Genomic DNA, 19,210 nt, shown 5'->3' on the forward strand with positions numbered 1-19,210 from the left:
TGCGAAATTTCATTAGGACACTCACCCCCTAACCCTACTTCGAACCATAAATGGTGAGAGTATTTTGATCAAACCTAATGCTCTGAGTAAAGAACCTTAGCCCCTTAGTTGAATAAAATCTTTGAGAGAGCTACCCTCGGGATCATGATGATACTAAGAATACTGCTCCTATTATCTGCAACATTTCTCTCAGCCCATGAAACCACCTATTCCCATGAATATGACTATATTAGAGAGCTCGTTTTCCACGGAGAAGGGAAAATGGAAATTAAGCAGGGATCTGAAAACCACTTAGAAATATCTGCAGATCCCGCCCTTCTAAGAAACATCGAGATTTCAGACCAACAAGGGGTTTTAATGATTCGCCCTGGTGATGCTGATTTTTCTACTAGATTTCCTGGGATTATTAATGCCAAATTGACTGTTAAGCATTTAGAAAAAATAACCCTTGCTGGAAGTGCAGCAGTCGATGTCGATGAACTTAAAGGAGAGCATTTTGTCATTGTTGTGGATCTAGAAGGAGCAGCCTTCCTAGAGGGAAATCTACATTTTGACCACTTGATTACAAATCTTTATGGAAGTGGTCAGGTATCGCTGCAAGGAAAAGTGAAAACTCAAACCATTTTCTTAAAAGGAGCGGGGAAATACGCTGCTCAAAATCTTAAATCTGAAATTGTCAATGTCATCATCCAAGGACCCGGAACCGCCTTTGTATGGGTAACTGATGAGTTAAATGCTTCTATTCGTGGGTCTGGGCATGTCCATTATGTTAATCACCCTAAACCTCCTAAAGTCCTCAATGAAAAAATTGAAGGAGACGGAAAGGTCTCACCCTATACCGAAGGGATGAAGAAATGAGCAATTCGCAGATGCAAGAAAAACGAGAAAGAGAGGTCCATATTAAACGGACAGAAATTCATGAAGGCGTGATTTTCAAAGTCATTAGAAATGAAATTACCTTTGACCATCAAAACCCCAAAACATTTGACATTGTCCTTCACCCAGGGGCAGTTGCCCTTATCCCGATTAATGCCAATGGGGAGATCCTCTTTTTTGTGCGGATCAAGAGCTAAGAGAAGAAATAGGGATGCGAGCAAAAACCATTACTCTTCTCACTGGATTCTTTTCTGCTCCTGGTGTTTTGTCAGAATATCTCTACCTCTACTTAGCAGAGGAATTGACCCCAGACCCTCTAACAGGGGCTGACACCGATGATATTGATTAATTGACTGTGTCCATTGACAAAGCGACTCAAATGATTCAGTCTGGAGAGATCATCGATGCGAAAACAATTTTGGAAATTCTTTGGTACAAACAGTGGCTCAAACCAACAACTAGTGGTTAGATTTTAAAATGAAAAAACGGGTGTGGACAGCTGTAGCTATTTTAGGAGGAGGCATTATTCTTCTTGTAGCATTGCTCCCTACAATTTTATCCTCTGAAGCTGGAACAAACTTCCTGATCAGAACAGTTGAGAGAAATACAGGAGGCCAGCTCAAGATTCAAGACCTTTCACTTAGTTGGACAAGCGAGCAGCAAATCGATAAACTTCAGTTTAATGAGGGAAAAGGATTCGAAGTTACGTTTGATTCCCTTACCAGTGGCTGCTCCTTTTGGAGTCTTCTTTTTCGAAATGGAAGTATCGGTAACACGCACATTGAAAACTTAAATATTTCAGCCTGCCCCAAAGTGTCTCAGAAAAAAGTCGGTGCCCTCAAGGAGGCTGGAAAAGCCATTGAAAAGCCCAAAGGGAAATTCTGGTCTGACTTTAGTGGTCACCTCACTCTCTCAAACGGAAGAGTCTCAATTGAAAACGGAGGAAACACCTCCATATCTATTTATGGAATAAAAGTGGATCTTGACGTTGGAGAAACAGATTCATTCTTATTCGAGGGGAAAACAAGAAAAAGTGAACTCATAGGAACCTTTTATGCTCAAGGGAGCTGGAAAGCTCTAATAGAAGGAACAGCGACCCTTGATAACGTTCCTATCAAGGGTCTAGACCAAGTCATCTCTATTTTTGCTCCTAAGTATCAAGGTCTTCTTCTTGCAATGCTTGGCGATACTGTAAATGCAAACCTAAAATCAACTCCAATTGAAGAAGAATTAAAGGTTGAGGTAAGCGTGCGTTCCCCTCGCCTTCTTGTTGATCTGAACCCGACCTATAAAAGTGGGACACTTGTTCTAAATTCTCCAGCCAGAGTTGCTCTGACTTTAAAACCCCTTCTATTTAACTATTTCAATAAGGATGTCTCCCTCCAAAACGATGCACAAACCGAGATTCGACTTGAAAAAGGTTCCCTCCCATTGACTCGAAACAATTTTGATTTCAAAGGAGCGGCTGTTGTTGGAAATCTCTATTTTTCTGGCGGAGAGCTTCTTCTAAGCAAAATCGAAAGACTCCTTAATATTGATGAACTCAAAGCAAACTTTTCAACAACAGCACTAAATGAGCTCATTCAAATAAGTTTAGAAAGCGCTATGCGATATCAAAAAGAGGTTCAATCTTCTTTAAGTGGAACTCTTTCAGCCCAAAACATCCTAAAAAACCCCTCTTATCCAGCTCTTGATTTAAACATCGATAACCTTCCCCTTTCCCTTATTGATAGCTTTTCAAACAGCTCCCTTTCCGTCTATCTTGGAGATACCTATTCCGGAAAAATTGCTAAAAACCAAAATAATATTACCCTAAATGGAAAGACTCCTCTTTTAAATCTGCAGAATGCTTCTCTTATTCTCAGCGATGTTGCACGGCTTACGCAACCTTCAACCTTTACCTACGTGGTCACTCCAAATCTCTATGAAAACCTTACCCGCCCTTTTAAAATCCAAGGGGAGTTAAATGCTCTTTCGATTCCTATCAATGAAGAAGGGCTTATTTTTAAGGATTCTGATTTCGAGCTTAAGCTCAGTTCTGGACAAGTAGAAGTAAGTGATCTTTTTGCGCTTGGAAATGCTAGCCTCCCCTCCATTATGTTAAATCTTAAAGGAACCTCTCTATCCTCCTTTCAATTTGATGGAGTCACTACTCTCGACTATCAAGACCAGACATGGGGATATTCGGTCTTAGGAGAAAATGTAGGTGTTAAAGTTAGCGGAAGAGCAAAAGTTGGTGATGAATTTGAAATGTCTCCTCTTAATGTTTCTCTAGATGGGCGAAAATTTAAAGGAGACATTGCAGCTGCGGTAGAGAAAAGCACCCTCATTTTGACAAAAGGACTGCAAATAGACTTTTTTTTGGAGCCCTCACAAATTAACCCTATCCTTTCTAAAGAGAGTGAATATCCTTTATTAGCCAAAACGACCCCTCTTCAACTAGAAATTAAACCAAGTCAAATCCCCCTAAAGGAAGAGAGTTTTTCCTCTCTATCTGTAAAAGGCGTTGGGAAGATTGCCAACCTCGACATGGTAAACCCACTCAATCGCTATCCATTCAACTTTGAAAATGTTCAAGTAGACTTCGACCTTGATGGAAAGAAAAATGCACATAGTGTCAATTTTGAAGGAAGTGCTCTTGAAAATGGCAGAGGCGCTGGAAAGCTGGAGCTTACATTAGTCGGAGATGGCAAAGCATCCGAGCTTATATCTTCTCCTAGTACTGTAAGAGCATCTTTAAGCAATTTCCCCTCCCAAATTGCTGATGTTTTTTTCAAAACAAGAGGACAGCTTCCCGATTTAATCGGTCCCTCCCTTGAGTTGAAATATGCAATGGAAAAAGCTTTGGGAAGGCAAAACCTCGATATTCAAATAGAAAGCCTTGGCCTGACTCTTGATGGTGCATTTTATGCGGGGGAAACTTTGGAGCTTCGTAACCCCCGAAAACCTCTGAAAATCCGCTGGGATTTAAGCAAAAAGTCATATGACGCCTTCCGCAGATGGCGGAATCCTAATCAACAAATTAGCTCCAATAACCCGCTCTTTACTGTTGATGGCTCAGGAGTACTTAAAATACAGATTTCCCCCTTCTCTGTTCCTTTAAAAGATCAGGAAGAAGGTTTCCCAAAACCTGATTTCAACCTCTTTGGCAGCTACTTTGATGCGAATATCCGTATTGACGATCTTAACCTAAAACAAAGCAGAACTGGTGCTACTACTGTGCTTGGAAAGTTTGATTTCGATATTGCGAAAAAACGGGTAGAAAACAATCCTCTTACCTTTAAGTTTAATGGAAATGTGTCTCCAGTTGGGGAAAGAAAAAGTGGTGTGATCCAAGGCTCTGGAACAATAACAGACTTTCTCTCTAGCGCTGGAGCTCTGGATTTCAAAGATGTCTCTACATCGATCCATGCAAGTGTCAGAAACCTTCCCAGTGTTTTTGTTGATGCCCTTTCGAAATTTGACACAGCCTCCGGATTCCCCCCTTCAGCATTTCTTGGTGATCTGTTTAATGCTACTTTTGATGCAGAAGTGGAAAAGAGTCAGGGGAAAGTCACGATGGACATTAACGCATCAGCATGCAGAGCGAATTTTGCTGGAATCATTTCTAATGAAGTTCTTTATCTTCAAGATCCGCTCAAAGCAATTTTCACAGTCACTCCCCAGCTCAATGATGTTCTCGAAAAGAGCGCTAAGCTAGTCGTTGTGGCGATGGAAAAACCTATTACTCTATATATTCACGATGAGGGATTTAACGTCCCCCTAAAAGATCTCCATATAAAGAATATGAGCTTTAAATATGGACAACTCGATCTTGGGCAGATCCTTTGCAAAAATGTTGGCAGCACCTCAGAAGTGGGAGGACTTTTTAAGTCCGAAAGCAGAGGAAACGTTTCTCTTTGGTTCACCCCTGCAAGATTCAATATGAATCGAGGGAAGATGTATGTTGACAGAACTGAAATTCTCTATAACAAGGCATATCAACTCTGTTTATGGGGAAATATTCGTTTCCCTAAACGTTATGTTGATATGACCCTCGGCCTAACCGCCCAAGCACTCCGTTCTACCTTAGGAATCCAAGGAATCGACGATAACTATGTTTTGAAGGTTCCCGTTGAAGGTCCCTTTGGCAATGTCGAAATCGACACAGGTGCTGCGACGGGAAAGATTGCATTTCTTGTTGCTCGCAAGCAAATCGCTCCGAAAGCAGGGATTTGGGGGCAAGTCCTTGGTGCAGCTGGCGACCTTGCCGATGACCAATCAGACGTCCCCCCTCCAAAGACTCCATTCCCTTGGCAATCTCAACCTTGAATCACCTTAAATTGATGAAACTATACCCACAACTTTTACATTTATAGCGTTGTTGACCTCTGATATGACCATTTTTAACCAGCTCTTGTCCACGGCACTTTTTACAACAATTCATCCCGATCCTCTCAATCTTCAATTATGAAAAAAGTCAGAATTTCATAAATCATTTTTTAAGTAACCACTCTCTTTAAAATTATAACAGCAGTCAGCATACAGCGCCCATATTTACAATCGCTTTTTGCCACCACCCCACAACAAAAACATATTTGTTCTAAACCCATCACAAGTTTTAGGCTACGGTGATTTTATCACAAAGGTAAACATCTTGAATCGCATGAAGAAGCTTAACACCGTCTTTCATGGGCTTTTGAAAGGCTTTACGTCCTGAGATAAGTCCCATCCCGCCAGCGCGCTTATTCACTACAGCTGTCTCAACGGCTACTGCAAGGTCATTCTCCCCTGAAGCTCCACCTGAATTGATAAGCCCCATGCGCCCCATGTAATTATTGATTACTTGATAACGGGTGAGGTCTATAGGATGATCAGAAGAGAGTTCGGTATACATTTTGTCAGTCTGCTTTCCGAACTTAAGCGTTTTAAACCCTCCATTGCAGGTAGGAGCCTTCTGCTTGATAATATCCGCTTCAATTGTGACTCCAAGATGATTTGCTTGCCCTGTGAGATCAGCAGCATTGTGATAATCCTCTTTATCAGTTTTAAAAGCCGGATTGCGGAGGTAGCACCAAAGAATAGTGACCATTCCCAATTCGTGGGCATGCTCGAAGGCCTGTGCCACTTCAACAATTTGGCGATCACTTTCAGGAGACCCAAAGTAAATTGTTGCTCCAACAGCGCGACATCCCATATCGTAAGCCTTGTCAATCGAAGCAAATGGAATTTGATCATAGGTATTGGGATAGGTCATGAGCTCGTTATGGTTAAATTTCAAGACGAATGGAATCTTGTGAGCGTATTTTCGAGCCACAGAGCCTAAAACACCCAGAGTCGTTGCCACAGCATTGCATCCCCCCTCTATTGCAAGCTTGATGATATTTTCAGGGTCAAAGTAAGCAGGGTTCGGAGCAAAAGAGGCTCCTGCAGTATGCTCGATTCCTTGGTCCACAGGAAGGATTGAGACATAGCCTGTACCAGCAAGGCGTCCATGAGAGATAATTTCTTGCATGTTTTGGAGTACACGGATGGAGCGATCACTTCCAGCAAAAATTCGATCAACCCAATCAGAGCCTGGTAGGTGTAATTCTTTCTTAGAAAGGGTGTTACAGGAATGCTCTAGAAGAGATTTTCCTTTAACACCAAGAAGAGATTCAATTTCTGCATAATCCATAGGGGTCTCCTTTCAACAATTTACGTTATTATGTTCTATAATCGAAAATTTTGCAATCTTTGACAAAATTCCAGGTACACCTTAAATTTATTGGGACTCACATAAGTTTAAAGGCCAAACACTACATTTGATGAAACACAAATATTTTATTCGAAAATTTTTCCTTTTAATTCTCTCCTTATTCATTGTAGCAACTGCGACCTTTTTTTTGATGCAAGCGGCTCCTGGTGATCCGTTTATGCAAGAGCAAGCAATTCCAGAAGAGATCATGAAAAGCATGTACGCTCACTATGGTTTGGACCAGCCTTGGTACATCCAATATGTTAAATATCTTAAGGGCCTTATCACGTTGGATCTCGGTCCCTCATTTAAATATGAAGGAAGAACAGTAAATGACATCATTCGAGAGGGTTTTCCAGTTTCTTTTATTTTAGGCCTTGAAGCGATCACAATAGCCCTTTTTTCGGGAGTAATTCTCGGAACATTTGCCGCTATAAAACGCTCAAAATGGCAGGATAATTTAGCAATGATCCTTGCCGTTGTGGGAATTTCCGTTCCTAACTTTATCATGGCAACTTTTTTGCAATATCTCTTTTCCATGAGAATGGATCTTCTTCCTGTCGCTCGTTGGGGCTCACTTGCTCACTCTGTCCTTCCAGCCTTATCCCTTGCTGCATTGCCTACTGCTTTTATAGCCCGATTAACAAGGGCAAATATGGTTGAGGTTTTGGAGCAGGATTATGTTCAAACTGCTCGATCAAAAGGACTCTCAACCCAACAGGTTGTTTTTAAACATGTTTTGAAAAATAGTCTCCTTCCTGTGCTCACCTATTTAGGCCCTCTGACCAGTGCAATTCTTACAGGGAGTTTCATCGTGGAAAAGATTTTTGGAATCCCTGGCCTAGGAGGATGGTTTGTAAACAGCATTACGAATCGAGATTATACAGTGATCATGGGTGTCACTGTTTTCTATAGCGCGCTGCTAATGCTATGTGTCTTAGTCGTAGACCTAATGTACACAGTGATAGATCCCCGAATATGTTTTAAGAATAAAAAAGCGATGGAAGCATGAGGGAATCAGAAGTACTTATTTCAACCCCACCGCTATTTTCTGAAGCTCCCCCAGAAAAAGGAATCTCCTACTGGAAAGATGCCTGGATCCGTCTTCGAGCAAATCGCCCTGCAATTTTTGGTCTGGCCATCTTAGTCATTATGATTGGCTGTGCGATCATTGTCCCTTTTTTTAGTCCTCATACATATTATGAGACCCACCTCGCCCTTAAAAACAATGCCCCCTGCGCTTCTTTTTGGTTTGGAACCGATGAGCTTGGACGTGATCTCTTTACCAGAATCTGGTGGGGAGCTCGAATCTCTCTTTTTGTCGGAATTACCGCTGCAGTAATCGATATGGCTATTGGAGTTTTTTACGGCGCCTTTGCTGGAATGGTTGGAGGAAAGCTAGAAGAAATTATGATGCGCCTGACCGATATTCTGCACTCTCTTCCACACCTCCTTATCGTAATTCTATTAATGGTCATCATGAAACCTGGAGTCACAACGATATTAATAGCCCTTACAATCACTGGATGGATCAATATGGCTCGTATCGTGCGCGCACAAATCCTCCAAATAAAGCAAAACGACTTTGTGATGGCCGCCTATATGCTAGGAGCGAGCCGATGGAGGGTTCTCTTCCGCCACCTTATTCCCAACTCGATCGGCTCGATCATTACAACGATGACTCTCACCATCCCTGCTGCAATCTTTACCGAAGCTTTTTTAAGCTTTTTAGGGCTTGGAGTGCAAGCCCCAATAGCTAGCTGGGGAACAATGGCAAGCGATGGTCTTTCTGCACTTCGATACTATCCCTGGAGACTCTTTTTCCCTGCAGGGTTTATCAGTATTACAATGCTTGCCCTTAACTTCCTGGGCGACGGTATTCGAGATGCATTCGACCCGAGGCTTCGAACATGAAAAAGCTCTTAGACGTAAAAAACCTTCATACCTCTTTTTCAACCCTCTCCAAAAAAGTACGCGCTGTTCGAGGAGTTAGTTTTGACCTAAAAGAAGGGGAAACTCTTGGGATCGTTGGTGAATCAGGATGTGGGAAATCAGTAATGGCAAAGAGCCTTACCCGACTTCTCCCCTCCATTTCTTCACATATCGATCAGGGAGAGATTTACTATAAAGGAGAAAACCTTCTCTTAAAACGAGAAAGAGAACTTAGAAAAATTCGGGGAAAGGAAATCGGAATGATTTTCCAGGACCCCATGACCTCTCTCAATCCCACCATGCGAATCGATGATCAGATTATAGAAGGGTACGCCCTCCATCATCCATTAGCGTCAAAAGAAGAGATAAAAATGCGTGCGATTAAACTCTTAAAAAGAGTTGGGGTTTCAGACTCAGAAACGCGCCTCACTCAATTTCCCCACGAGTTAAGCGGGGGAATGCGACAACGGGTGATGATAGCAATTGCCATGATTTCATCACCTAAAATCCTCATTGCTGATGAACCTACAACTGCACTTGACGTAACCATACAAGCACAAATTCTCGACCTTTTGAAAGAGATTCAAAAAAGAGAACAGATGAGTATCATTCTGATTACTCATGATTTTAGCATCGTTGCTGGATTTTGCGACCGTGTAGTTGTGATGTACGCAGGAAAGATTGTTGAAAGCGCCCCTGTTAATGAACTCTTTAGGTCTCCAAAACACCCTTACACTCGCCGCCTTTTAAACTCCATCCCGCGTCTCGATTTTCCCCCTTCGCGCCAGCTTTATTCCATTCATGGATCTCCTCCTGATCTCTCTTCTACAATCAAAGGGTGTGCTTTTGCAGAGAGATGTCCTCATGCAATGAAACTATGTCATGACGGCTGTCCTTCATCCATAGAAGTCTCGAAAGAGCATCTTACTGCCTGTTGGCTATTTGATCCTAGAATCCAGAGAAAGAAGGTTTAAAGTGGCAAAACCCCTTCTTCAAGTAAAGAACCTAAAGAAACACTTTGAACATAAGGGAAAAGTTATACGGGCTGTTGATGGGGTCTCCTTTGATGTTTTTCCTCAAGAGACCGTTGGTCTAGTGGGAGAAAGTGGATGCGGAAAAACCGCTTTGGCAAGAGCTCTCATGCGCCTATATGAGCCCAGTAGCGGCGACATTTTTTTTAAGGGTGAAAGCATCCTTAAATATAAAGGAAAAGCGATTAAAGCACTCCGCCATGATATGCAGTATATTTTCCAAGATCCCTTTGCTTCTTTAAACCCTAGAATGACCGCTGGGGAGATTATTTCAGAGCCCCTTGCTATTCATGATACGTTAAACTCCCATGGGAGACAAAAGCGTGTCCAAGAGCTCCTTGAGCTTGTCGGACTTCATCCTGAGTATATGAGCCGTTTCCCTCATGAGTTCAGTGGAGGACAGCGGCAACGGATTGGAATCGCTCGTTCGCTCGCTCTCAATCCCCGTTTCATTGTCTGCGACGAACCTATCGCAGCCCTCGATGTTTCCATCCAAGCTCAGATCATTAATCTCCTAAGATACCTGCAAGAAGAAATAGGTCTCACATATCTTTTTATTTCACATGATCTAGCTATGGTTAAATACCTTTCAACTCGTGTTGCTGTGATGTACTTGGGACACTTTATGGAGCTTGCACCTAGTGCCAATCTCTACGAAAACCCTCAACATCCTTATACTCAAGGCCTCTTATCAGCAATCCCAATTCCCGATCCTCTCATCGAGAAAAAACATACGCGAGTTCTTGTTACTGGAGAAGTTCCCTCTCCTATTAACCCTCCAAAAGGATGTGTCTTTTGCACCCGATGTCCAAAAGTCAAACCCATCTGCCTACAAAAACGGCCACCTCTTCGAGAGGTCGCCCCTGGACACAGCGCTGCATGCCATCTATTATAAAAAAAGCTTAGTGAGCGCTACAACAGATCCAAACAGGGCATGTAGAGCTTTTAAGGACCCTTTCGACAACTGCGCCATACCCTTTAGAGGCACCGGCAATTGAGAGTACAGTTCCCATGACAAGCAGATCGTACTCTTCTTTTTCAATGAGTTCAAGAATAGCTGTATCGACAGTGCGGGCATGGACAACGCGGAGTTTCACTCCAACATTGAACTCTCTGCCGATTGCTTCAGCACGATTCAGAATAGAAGAAGCAACGACAGTCCGGTGGTAGAGAGGTGTTTCAAGTGGGAGGGAAAAAGGCACTTCGACTACATGAACAGCGGTGACATCGGCACCATGAACCTTTGCAATTTCGCAAGCCATTTGAACCGTCTGAGTTTCTCGTCCCCCACGAGTAGGAACAAGGATGTGGTTGTATTTTTTTGCCTGAAATTCAGGCATCTTAATCTTCTGGATCTCGACTTTCCCTGCAGGAGGAATCGATTGTTTTTTGCGGAAATAGTAGTAGATAGCAAGACCAAAGAATATCCATAGAAATCCGAGGTTTCTTCCATCAGCCTTAGTAATGACAACAAGACACCAAGTAGCGGCTGTGGCCAGACCTCCAATAACTCCTGTAATAGGAATAGAGTATTTTCCGATTAGGATATTAAAAGGGACCTTAAAAGGGCGCTTGGCATCCGGTTTTCTTATTCGCAAGAAGATAAGAGAAAGGTGTGTCATAAAAAAAGCAAGCATTGCCCCAAAATTATAGAGGCTTGCCAAAAAATCTAGCTTTCCTCTTGCTGATAGGACAATAACGATAGCAAAAATCGCAAATATCCCCAAGGAGACAAAGGGAGTTTTATGTTTCTTATGAAGCTTGTAAACAAAACGCGGCAGCTGATAATTCTCCCCCATGTTGAAACACAAGCGTGATGCCCCGATTAACCCTGCATTCGAGGCAACAAAGAGAGTTACCACAGCTAAAAGCCCAATCCACCCTCCAAGAACGCGTCCCCCGTAGGGAAACTTCGACACGATTCCAGCAATTGGATCTTCTAAAAAAGTTGTGCTGAGTTCTTGCGGCGTAACAGCAGAAAGAGCAACAACCGCAATTCCGATATAAACAAAAAGGAGCATCCCCATTGCAAGCATCATTGCTTTTGGTACAGTGCGTGCAGGGTTTTTTGCCTCTCCCCCAAGCTGAGCCATTGATTCAATCCCTGTATAGGCAACCATAGCCATCGCAGTCCCTTTCCAAAAATCTGGCCATGAAGGAGAGCAAGAAGAGCCCTTAATTCCAATCTTTAAATGCTCCCAAAGATCAGGAAAATGAATAAACCAAATGGCGCCTACAATTACAATCAGAATCTGAGTAGATAGGGTGAGAGTCGTCAAAAACCAGCTCATTCGAGCAGAGTTTTTTGTTCCAAAATAGTTAATAATAAAGAGGATCACAATCACGCAAACGGTGAAGCCAATCTTCACAGAGGTGATTTTGAGTCCCCCAACAAAAAATGCAAGATAGGGAGCTATCGAAAAAGAAGAAATTGCAATCGTTACAATAAAATCAAGAAGAAGACCCCAACCGGCAATAAATGAAATCAAGTCATTAAAAGCATGGCGCGTAAAGGTTGCCGATCCCCCAGAATCTCTTAGCATTGCAGAAAGCTCTGCATAAGAAAGCGCGGTGCAAGCAAAAACAAGCCCTGCAATTGCTAAGCTAATAGGGGCCGCACCCAGAGAAAAAAGCGTTGTAATCCCAAGGGCATAATATATCGAGGACCCTAAATCACCATATCCAACGGCGAAAAGATCCCCAACACTAAGGACCCTTCTTAATGAACCTTTGTCGATCTGAGAGATTTTTGACTGTTTCTCTGCCATTATTGCATCCTGTAAAAAACATTCTTTTTATTCCACCCTTTTGATACCATCTTTTAGCATTATGGATATTACCCCTGTTGTACTACAGTTTCCAACTATCGAATCCATTTATGGAGCGGTCTCAAAGTTCTCGGTGATATCTACACTAAGAACTGCGTCGAGAATATCGTCTTGTCTTCTCTTGGCTTATTATGTTAATGATTATCTATTGACCGCATTGCCTCCCCCTCAACAAGAAGAAGACGCTCCCTATCCGCCAGTTGATGTCGAAATATCATTCTTTAGTTTTTTAAGACTTCTTGAGATCTCAGCAAAAAGAGAAGTTCACAAGACCCTCATACTTAGACAGTTATCTCAGGTTACTCATTCCCTTTCCCAAAACCTCGACTTGAAAAGAAAGGGGTTTAGAGCAACTCAAGACTTAAATGATTTTAAGATTCTTTTTAGGCATCTCACAACAAGATATGAAAAAAGCTACAAGAGACACCTAATTGAAGCTCTCAGATTGAACCTTTTGGCCGATGAAGAAACCATTAGAAAAACACTTGTTGGTTGTTCTAACTCATCGAAGTGGATCAAAGAGTACAAAAAAACCTCCAAGGTTGAAGGTTACCTTTTTGAGCATACTCATCAGTATTTAGAAATATACTATCAGTGCCCAGGATTCTTTCAGCGTTTAAAAAGGCGTATAAACCAAGATTCAGAAGCATTAAGAACAGAAAAAGCTGATGCTTGTAGATGGATTCTTTACAATTTGGAGTATCCTGATTGTTATATTGAAGAGCACTGCAGATTTATCTATAATTGCTATCAAAAATTAGTCGAATGATAGGGACTTCGTCCTAAGCTGGAGTAAGCACTTGCTTCGGAAGCTCAAAAAAGACATTTTCCTCAGTGTATTCGACCTCTTCGGTTTCAGTCACTCCGAGAGTTTTAAGGTGCTCGATACACTTTTGCACCACTGATTCAGGCGTTGATGCACCAGCGGTAAGTCCAATAGCTTCTACACCATCTAGCCACTCAGGATCGATGTCATCTGGAGAATTAATGAGGTAACCAGGGATATTTCTTTTTCGAGCGACTTCGCACAGGCGATTTGAGTTTGAGCTTGTGGGATCTCCTACGACAAGAACAAGCCCAACAGAAGGAGTGATTTCTCTCAGTGCCAACTGTCGATTTGTCGTTGCATAGCAGATTGAAGAATTAGGAAGAGTCTCGATAAGTGGGTATTTTGCTTTAAGAGCATCAGTAATATCTTTAACATCGTCAAGGCTAAGCGTTGTCTGCGTCGTATAAAATAAGCGTTGCTCTTGGGGAAAGGAAAGCTTTTCGACATCTGCAATAGACTCAATGATTGTCGTTGCATCAGGAGCCTCTCCAGCTGTGCCTATGACTTCTACATGCTTTTTATGGCCGATTAAAAGGACATGATACCCTTTGTTTGCAAACCGTTTGGCAGCAGAGTGAACACGAATAACCAAACCGCAAGAAGCATCAATTTCAATCAAACCTCTCTGCTTCGCATGCTCTCGCACAGAAGGAGGGATACCATGAGCAGAATAGATGATTCTGGAGCCTTCAGGCACTTCATCAAGATCCTCGACAAAAATTGCGCCTTTCTTCTCTAAATCTTCTACAACATGGCGATTGTGAACAATCTGATGTTTAACATAGATGGGGCGCCCCCAAAGTTCAAGGGCTCGCTCTACCGTCTCGATTGCACGCACCACACCGGCGCAGAATCCCCTAGGTTTTGACAATAATAATTTCATAAGCATATGGTCTAACTTACCCTATTTCTTATCAAGATAAAACTTATCAAGAATTCCCTTGCAGGCATCCTCGACAATCGACCAAACAGTTTCAAATCCATCGGAAGCGTTGAAATAAGGATCAGGAATCGGATCGTCAGGATGTAACTTAGAGTAGTGGGTTGCCATCAAGACTTTTCTGTGATGCTCTGAAGAGTGCGCCATACTACGGATCGAGGAAAGCACCTCTGCCGTAACGCAAAAGATCGCATCAAACTGATCAAAATAGGCGCTTTCAAAAATTTTTGCTTGATTTTGCAAAATGACCCCATGTTTATGAGCCACTTCTTGCATCCGTCTATCTGGAGGATTTCCAAGAAACGTTGCATGAAGACCACAGCTTTTTACATAAGCCGTTATCCCCCTCTCTTTGAGAAGGTGTTCAAGCATTCCTTTTAGAGCTGGAGAACGGCAGATATTCCCTACACAGACAAACAGAAAACTATTCATCAACATCAGCAGCGCATCGGAAACCATAGGTGCGATTCACAATGCCCGGATTATTTCTGTGGCGATGAGAGCACCGAAGATCATCCTTGAGACTCTTCCAACAACCACCACGAAGCACACGATAAACACCTTGCATAGGTCCCTTTGGATTATCAGGGCGCTGCATTGCTACCTCGTAATAATTGTAGTCGTACCAGTCCTGGCACCATTCATAAACGTTCCCTACCATGTCATAAAAACCATACTTGTTAGGGGGGTAGCTTTTAACAGATGTTGTATCTGAACTAAAGAAGTTCGCTTGAGTCCGCTCAATGCTTGCTCCAGTTGGATACATGAGCTCCTCTCCTCCTGATGCAGCAATTTCCCATTCCGCCTCGGTTGGAAGACGTTTTCCTACCCACTTGGCATAGGCAATGGCACCATACCAAGTCACACCAATGACAGGGTGCTTAGAATAACCTGATTCAATGGTCAAGGTTCCCCCATGACGACGAATACGCGACTCTCTAGGTCTTATGATATCGTTGTTATTTGCATCTTTTTCGCCACCCATAGCATCTAAAAAGCGCGTGAACTGTTCGTTTGTCACAGGATGCACATCAAGGGCAAAACTTGAAAGTTTCACAGCGTGCCGAGGGCGCTCATCCCTTCCTCCCTCGTCACTTCCTCGGTAATACTCTCCTCCTTTAACAACTTCCATATCGGATTGAATTGGCTCAATATTTTTTGCCTTTTCTTCCTTTGGAACATATCTCGCAACAGTACTGTCGATATGAAAGGCTGCTGCAGGGTCAGGATCGTATTCAGGCCGCTTGATCTCCTGAGGGTTGAGAACGGGTTTGGCATTCCCTCTCACTATTTCAGACACCTCATGTAGCATATCAGCTTGCGCTGGAGTGATTTCTTCTTCTTTTTCCTCAGTAGCAAGCGCAAGCCCGGAGTTTTCAGCTTCTACAGGAGCTTCCGCTCCTTCATCCCAATCTAGAATCTCCTCCTCTTCAACCTCACTAATCGCAGCAACTTTCTTCACATTAGTGGAAGAAAGGCCATCTAGCATTCTGAGAAGTGAGTCGGGACGCTTATTTGGATCAGGTCTTAAACATTCTTGAATGAGGCTGTCCCAATTTAATCGAAAATCAGGATAGACCTCACAGGGAAGGTAAAAATTGCCCTCAGGAAACGAATGCATCAAAAGGAAATAGGCAAGAATACCAAAAGCATACATATCAGCCTTGGGTCCCACTGGTTTTTCACGATAGATCTTTTGTTCTGGGGCTAGAAAATGGTAGGTCTGCAAGAATGATGCATGAAGTTTCGAAAGTTTGCCAGAGTCGAAAATGCCTGTCATATATTTTTCTTCGCCAGGCTTCGTGAAGGTTGACTGATTCAGATCTAGAGAAAGAACATCAGCGAGATTTTTGTACATTCGGGTTAGAATCGCCCCCTCTCCAACAATATGAGAAAGGCCAAAGTCAGAAAGATACACATGTAGTCCTCTCTCTCCTTTTCCAATCAAAATGTTATTGAGCTTGAGTCCTCGGTGCGCTAGAGCCGAACCCCCAAGTTGAATTTGGTGAGCATAAGTCAATGCTGATGCGACCTGGGTCAAGAGCTCCAAGATTTCATTTTCATTGAGACTTTGCTTATTCACCCCTAAGTACTGGGTTAAATTTGTCGTTTCTCCTAAACAATCAACAATACAATCTGTAACCAGAAAGTAATACCCCTCAGCAAATGAAATGTTATGTACTTTGACAATATGTGGGTGGTCAAGTTTTGCGAGAGTTGTTACTTCCTTTTCGAATCGCTGGATGAAGTTTCGGTCGGTTGATAATTCCTCAGGAAGAACCTTTAAAATATATTGCTGCTTAACAAACCGGTGTTCGGCAAGATACACACTGCCAAGCGTTCCTTGACCGATTTGTTTGATAATTGAGTAATCTCCAAGGGTACTTTTATCCATTCACTAATCCTTAATTCAATTCCAGCATCTTAATTTCGCATGTTTCTGCCATACGAAAATTCAGCAAAAAAATACACAACTTCGAGACTGATATATAGCATGAAGCCTATACCAATCGCAAGAAATAAAACTGCAAATGGGCTTGATGGTTTTTTGGAAAAAGATCAAGCCCATTTGCAGTTTTATTTCTTGCGATTAGTATTAGAGTCTGTCTATGAAATTCTTGATTACTGAGAAATCTGTAACTGGAGATTGGCACTTTCCTTGTATACACAGATAGAAGGTTGTTTTTCCACCAACCAATGGATACTCTTTTGATTCTTGCTTAAAGCACACTGTGAGATGGGGAATAAGGTTTGAGTAAACAAGCTTTTGAATCTCTTTCTGATGAGTCATCTTTGGGTCAAGGGCCACGGTTAAGGTTGGTAGTTCCTTGTCCAAATACCTCAGCAAATTGATAAGATGATAAGATGAGCCTTGTGGATAGGACTCAATAAAGCTTTTGGCGACTTTTAAAATATCTTCAGCTTGAATCCAATAATCTCGACTATGCGTAATCTGATACAAACGGAGAAGATTCTCGGCGTGGAGAGCATTTCCAGAAGGCTGAGAGCTGTCATAGAGCTCACACCTTCTTAAAAGAATCGAGTGGTCAGGCCCTGTGAGATAAAAGGCCCCATCATCAGCTTTATAATCACATTCTAGATGGGTCGTCATTTCGAGAGCCCATTCAAGATACTCTTCTCCTTGCCCAGATTCATATAAAGTGATCAGTGCTCGAATTAGCGAAGCATAATCATCAAGGCCTCCCTCATAATCAGCTTCCTCCTCACGAAATCGTCTTAGGAGTTTACCTTTCTTCCAGAGGTGCCTTTTAATAAACGTCACTGCCTCTATTCCTGCAGTCACATATGCTTCATTTTCAAAGGCCATCCCTGCTTTCACAAGAGTGTCTATCATTAAAGCATTCCACGAGACCAAAATTTTATCGTCCTTAAAAGGATGTTTTCGTTTGTTGCGCTCTTTCTTGAGGACTTTAAGGGAACTTTCTATCGACTGTTGAACATCTGTTTGATTAAACCCCCGATAATCACAAAATCCCTCAATAGAACGGGAGCGATGGAGAATATTCTTCCCTTCGAAATTTCCTATTTCAGTGACATCGAAATACTCACAGAAAAGAGAGGCATCATCAACGGAAAGTAACGCTTCAATTTCTTTTTTTGTCCATAGATAAAAGTCTCCCTCAACACCATCAGTATCGGCGTCTTCAGCAGAGTAAAATCCTCCATCAGGATGCTTCATGTCTCGAAGAACATACTCAAGAACCTGATTGCAAACCTTCTTATGCTGCTCATCCTTCGTATAACGCCATGCATCCAAATAAGCCGCTGCAAGAAGAGCATTATCATAAAGCATTTTCTCAAAGTGAGGAATCAGCCATTTTTCATCGACACTATATCTAGAAAAACCACCACCAACATGATCATAAATGCCCCCCTGATAAATCTTTGATAAAGTCTTTTCTACAAAAAAGAGAGGGCGAGCATCCTCGTAAAGCTTTGCGTAATTCAGAAAAAACTGACACTGATAGCCGACGGGAAACTTTGGAGCTCCTTTCTGCCCTCCATAGACTGGGTCAGCCGACTCAAAAAGCATTTGAACCGCCTCATCAACAACAAGATCAGTAGGCAGCTCATCTCCGCGCGTCATCACCGATTTTTCGAATAGATCCACCAATTTATTGGCCTGATCAAAAAGAAGTTCTTTTTCTTCACTATCCCAGAGCTTTCGGATGTGTTCAATGAGCTGTTTTAGCCCCATTATCCCTTGTCTTTCCTCAGGAGGGAGATACGTCGCAGCGTAAAAAGGTTTGAGGTCGGGAGTTAATATGACATTAAGAGGCCATCCTGTTCCCGATGCCATCAAGGCTTGGGCAAATTCCATATAAAGGCTATCAATTTCAGGAAGTTCTTCTCGATCGACTTTGATATTGATAAAAACTTCATTCATCTCTGAGGCAACCTCAGGATTATCAAAAGACTCTCGACTCATGACATGGCACCAATGGCAGGTTGCATAACCAATAGAGAGAAGAATCGGCTTATCCTCCACCCTTGCTTTTTCAAAAGCCTCAGGACCCCATGGATACCAATCAACAGGGTTATGCGCATGCTGTAGAAGGTATGGAGATTTCTCTTTGATCAAGCGATTTTTATAGGGCTCAGTTGACATAAACCTTGCTTAAGTTAAATCACACCTAAGTATTTAGCTAAATAGTAAGCACCAACAATGACCACAACAGTCACCGATGCCCAAATTAAATTGGGAAGCCATTTCACCCCTCCCCCCATACTTCCTCGGACTTCTAGGGTCCCGATTCCATATGCAAAGTCTTGTTTGTCCTGGGTAAGCTTTACAGCTTTGGGATGCTCCTCAAAGAGCTTATCTCCATCGAGCCCTAAAAATGTCGCATATTGGCGCATAAATCCCAGCATATATACGGGAGAGAGAAAATCATCATCCCTTCCCTCTTCAATCGATTCCAAATGATTGATTCGAATCGAGGTAGCATTTTCCACTTCCTTCAGCGAAAGACTGAGCTCTTTCCGCTTAGATTTAAAGAGCTCACCAAATTTCTTCATTTCATCTTTCATAGACAC

General features: G+C 42.4%; 17 protein-coding genes. 9 read left to right on the plus strand and 8 right to left on the minus strand.

The window, feature by feature from the left end; all coding sequences use genetic code 11:
- Positions 1-144 precede the first annotated feature (144 nt).
- The 4 genes from R2I63_RS00705 (at position 145) to R2I63_RS00720 (ending at position 5,187) form a co-directional block, all read left to right on the plus strand.
- The gene (locus tag R2I63_RS00705) at positions 145-858 is read left to right on the plus strand and encodes a head GIN domain-containing protein (protein ID WP_316357770.1); all 714 of its coding nucleotides are present in this window, start codon (positions 145-147) and stop codon (positions 856-858) included.
- Positions 855-1,073: a hypothetical protein gene (locus R2I63_RS00710; protein WP_316357773.1), complete on the plus strand. Its 219-nt coding sequence runs from the start codon at positions 855-857 to the stop codon at positions 1,071-1,073. The genes R2I63_RS00705 and R2I63_RS00710 overlap by 4 nt, the downstream gene beginning before the upstream one ends.
- Positions 1,074-1,087: 14 nt before the next feature.
- Positions 1,088-1,225, plus strand: a complete 138-nt coding sequence (locus R2I63_RS00715) for a hypothetical protein (protein WP_316357775.1) — start codon at positions 1,088-1,090, stop codon at positions 1,223-1,225.
- Positions 1,226-1,353: 128 nt separating this feature from the next.
- Positions 1,354-5,187 (plus strand): hypothetical protein, encoded by a 3,834-nt coding sequence (locus R2I63_RS00720; protein WP_316357776.1) that lies wholly within the window; start codon positions 1,354-1,356, stop codon positions 5,185-5,187.
- A 1-nt stretch (position 5,188) separates the two neighbouring features.
- Here R2I63_RS00720 and R2I63_RS10515 read toward each other — a convergent pair whose 3' ends face one another.
- Positions 5,189-5,302, minus strand: coding sequence for an IS1/IS1595 family N-terminal zinc-binding domain-containing protein (locus tag R2I63_RS10515; protein WP_445083646.1), 114 nt, complete (start codon positions 5,300-5,302; stop codon positions 5,189-5,191).
- A 174-nt stretch (positions 5,303-5,476) separates the two neighbouring features.
- Positions 5,477-6,532 carry a class I fructose-bisphosphate aldolase gene (locus R2I63_RS00725; protein WP_316357778.1) on the minus strand — a complete coding sequence of 352 codons (1,056 nt, stop codon included), beginning with the start codon at positions 6,530-6,532 and terminating at the stop codon, positions 5,477-5,479.
- Positions 6,533-6,662: 130 nt separating this feature from the next.
- Here R2I63_RS00725 and R2I63_RS00730 point away from each other — a divergent pair, with 130 nt between their 5' ends.
- The 4 genes from R2I63_RS00730 to R2I63_RS00745 are packed head-to-tail and all read left to right on the plus strand — an operon-like array spanning position 6,663 to position 10,450.
- Positions 6,663-7,604, plus strand: coding sequence for an ABC transporter permease (locus R2I63_RS00730; RefSeq protein WP_316357781.1), 942 nt, complete (start codon positions 6,663-6,665; stop codon positions 7,602-7,604).
- The gene (locus R2I63_RS00735) at positions 7,601-8,506 is read left to right on the plus strand and encodes an ABC transporter permease (protein ID WP_316357784.1); all 906 of its coding nucleotides are present in this window, start codon (positions 7,601-7,603) and stop codon (positions 8,504-8,506) included. The genes R2I63_RS00730 and R2I63_RS00735 overlap by 4 nt, the downstream gene beginning before the upstream one ends.
- Positions 8,503-9,498, plus strand: coding sequence for an ABC transporter ATP-binding protein (locus R2I63_RS00740; protein WP_316357786.1), 996 nt, complete (start codon positions 8,503-8,505; stop codon positions 9,496-9,498). Before R2I63_RS00735 ends, R2I63_RS00740 begins: the two co-directional genes overlap by 4 nt.
- 1 nt (position 9,499) lies before the next feature.
- Entirely contained in the window at positions 9,500-10,450 is a 951-nt protein-coding gene (locus tag R2I63_RS00745; RefSeq protein WP_316357787.1) for an ABC transporter ATP-binding protein, read from the plus strand.
- Between the two features lie 7 nt (positions 10,451-10,457).
- On the opposite strand, the gene R2I63_RS00750 is transcribed toward R2I63_RS00745, so the two are convergent.
- Positions 10,458-12,323 (minus strand): universal stress protein, encoded by a 1,866-nt coding sequence (locus R2I63_RS00750; protein ID WP_316357789.1) that lies wholly within the window; start codon positions 12,321-12,323, stop codon positions 10,458-10,460.
- A 40-nt stretch (positions 12,324-12,363) separates the two neighbouring features.
- Here R2I63_RS00750 and R2I63_RS00755 point away from each other — a divergent pair, with 40 nt between their 5' ends.
- A complete protein-coding gene (locus R2I63_RS00755) occupies positions 12,364-13,152 on the plus strand; it encodes a hypothetical protein (RefSeq protein ID WP_316357791.1) in 789 nt (262 codons plus the stop codon).
- A 13-nt stretch (positions 13,153-13,165) separates the two neighbouring features.
- On the opposite strand, the gene ispH is transcribed toward R2I63_RS00755, so the two are convergent.
- The 5 genes from ispH to R2I63_RS00780 all read right to left on the minus strand — a co-directional run bounded on the left by ispH (position 13,166) and on the right by R2I63_RS00780 (position 19,192).
- Positions 13,166-14,101, minus strand: coding sequence for a 4-hydroxy-3-methylbut-2-enyl diphosphate reductase (gene ispH, locus R2I63_RS00760; protein WP_445083647.1), 936 nt, complete (start codon positions 14,099-14,101; stop codon positions 13,166-13,168).
- A gap of 15 nt (positions 14,102-14,116) precedes the next feature.
- On the minus strand, positions 14,117-14,590 hold the full coding sequence (locus R2I63_RS00765) for a low molecular weight protein-tyrosine-phosphatase (RefSeq protein ID WP_316357797.1): 474 nt from the start codon (positions 14,588-14,590) through the stop codon (positions 14,117-14,119).
- Positions 14,577-16,547: a bifunctional serine/threonine-protein kinase/formylglycine-generating enzyme family protein gene (locus R2I63_RS00770; RefSeq protein WP_316357800.1), complete on the minus strand. Its 1,971-nt coding sequence runs from the start codon at positions 16,545-16,547 to the stop codon at positions 14,577-14,579. Before R2I63_RS00770 ends, R2I63_RS00765 begins: the two co-directional genes overlap by 14 nt.
- A gap of 201 nt (positions 16,548-16,748) precedes the next feature.
- A complete protein-coding gene (locus tag R2I63_RS00775; protein WP_316357802.1) occupies positions 16,749-18,782 on the minus strand; it encodes a thioredoxin domain-containing protein in 2,034 nt (677 codons plus the stop codon).
- Positions 18,783-18,796: 14 nt separating this feature from the next.
- On the minus strand, positions 18,797-19,192 hold the full coding sequence (locus tag R2I63_RS00780) for a helix-turn-helix domain-containing protein (protein ID WP_316357806.1): 396 nt from the start codon (positions 19,190-19,192) through the stop codon (positions 18,797-18,799).
- Positions 19,193-19,210 lie beyond the last annotated feature (18 nt).

Source organism: Candidatus Neptunochlamydia sp. REUL1 (assembly GCF_963457595.1).
Taxonomy (GTDB): domain Bacteria; phylum Chlamydiota; class Chlamydiia; order Chlamydiales; family Simkaniaceae; genus Neptunichlamydia.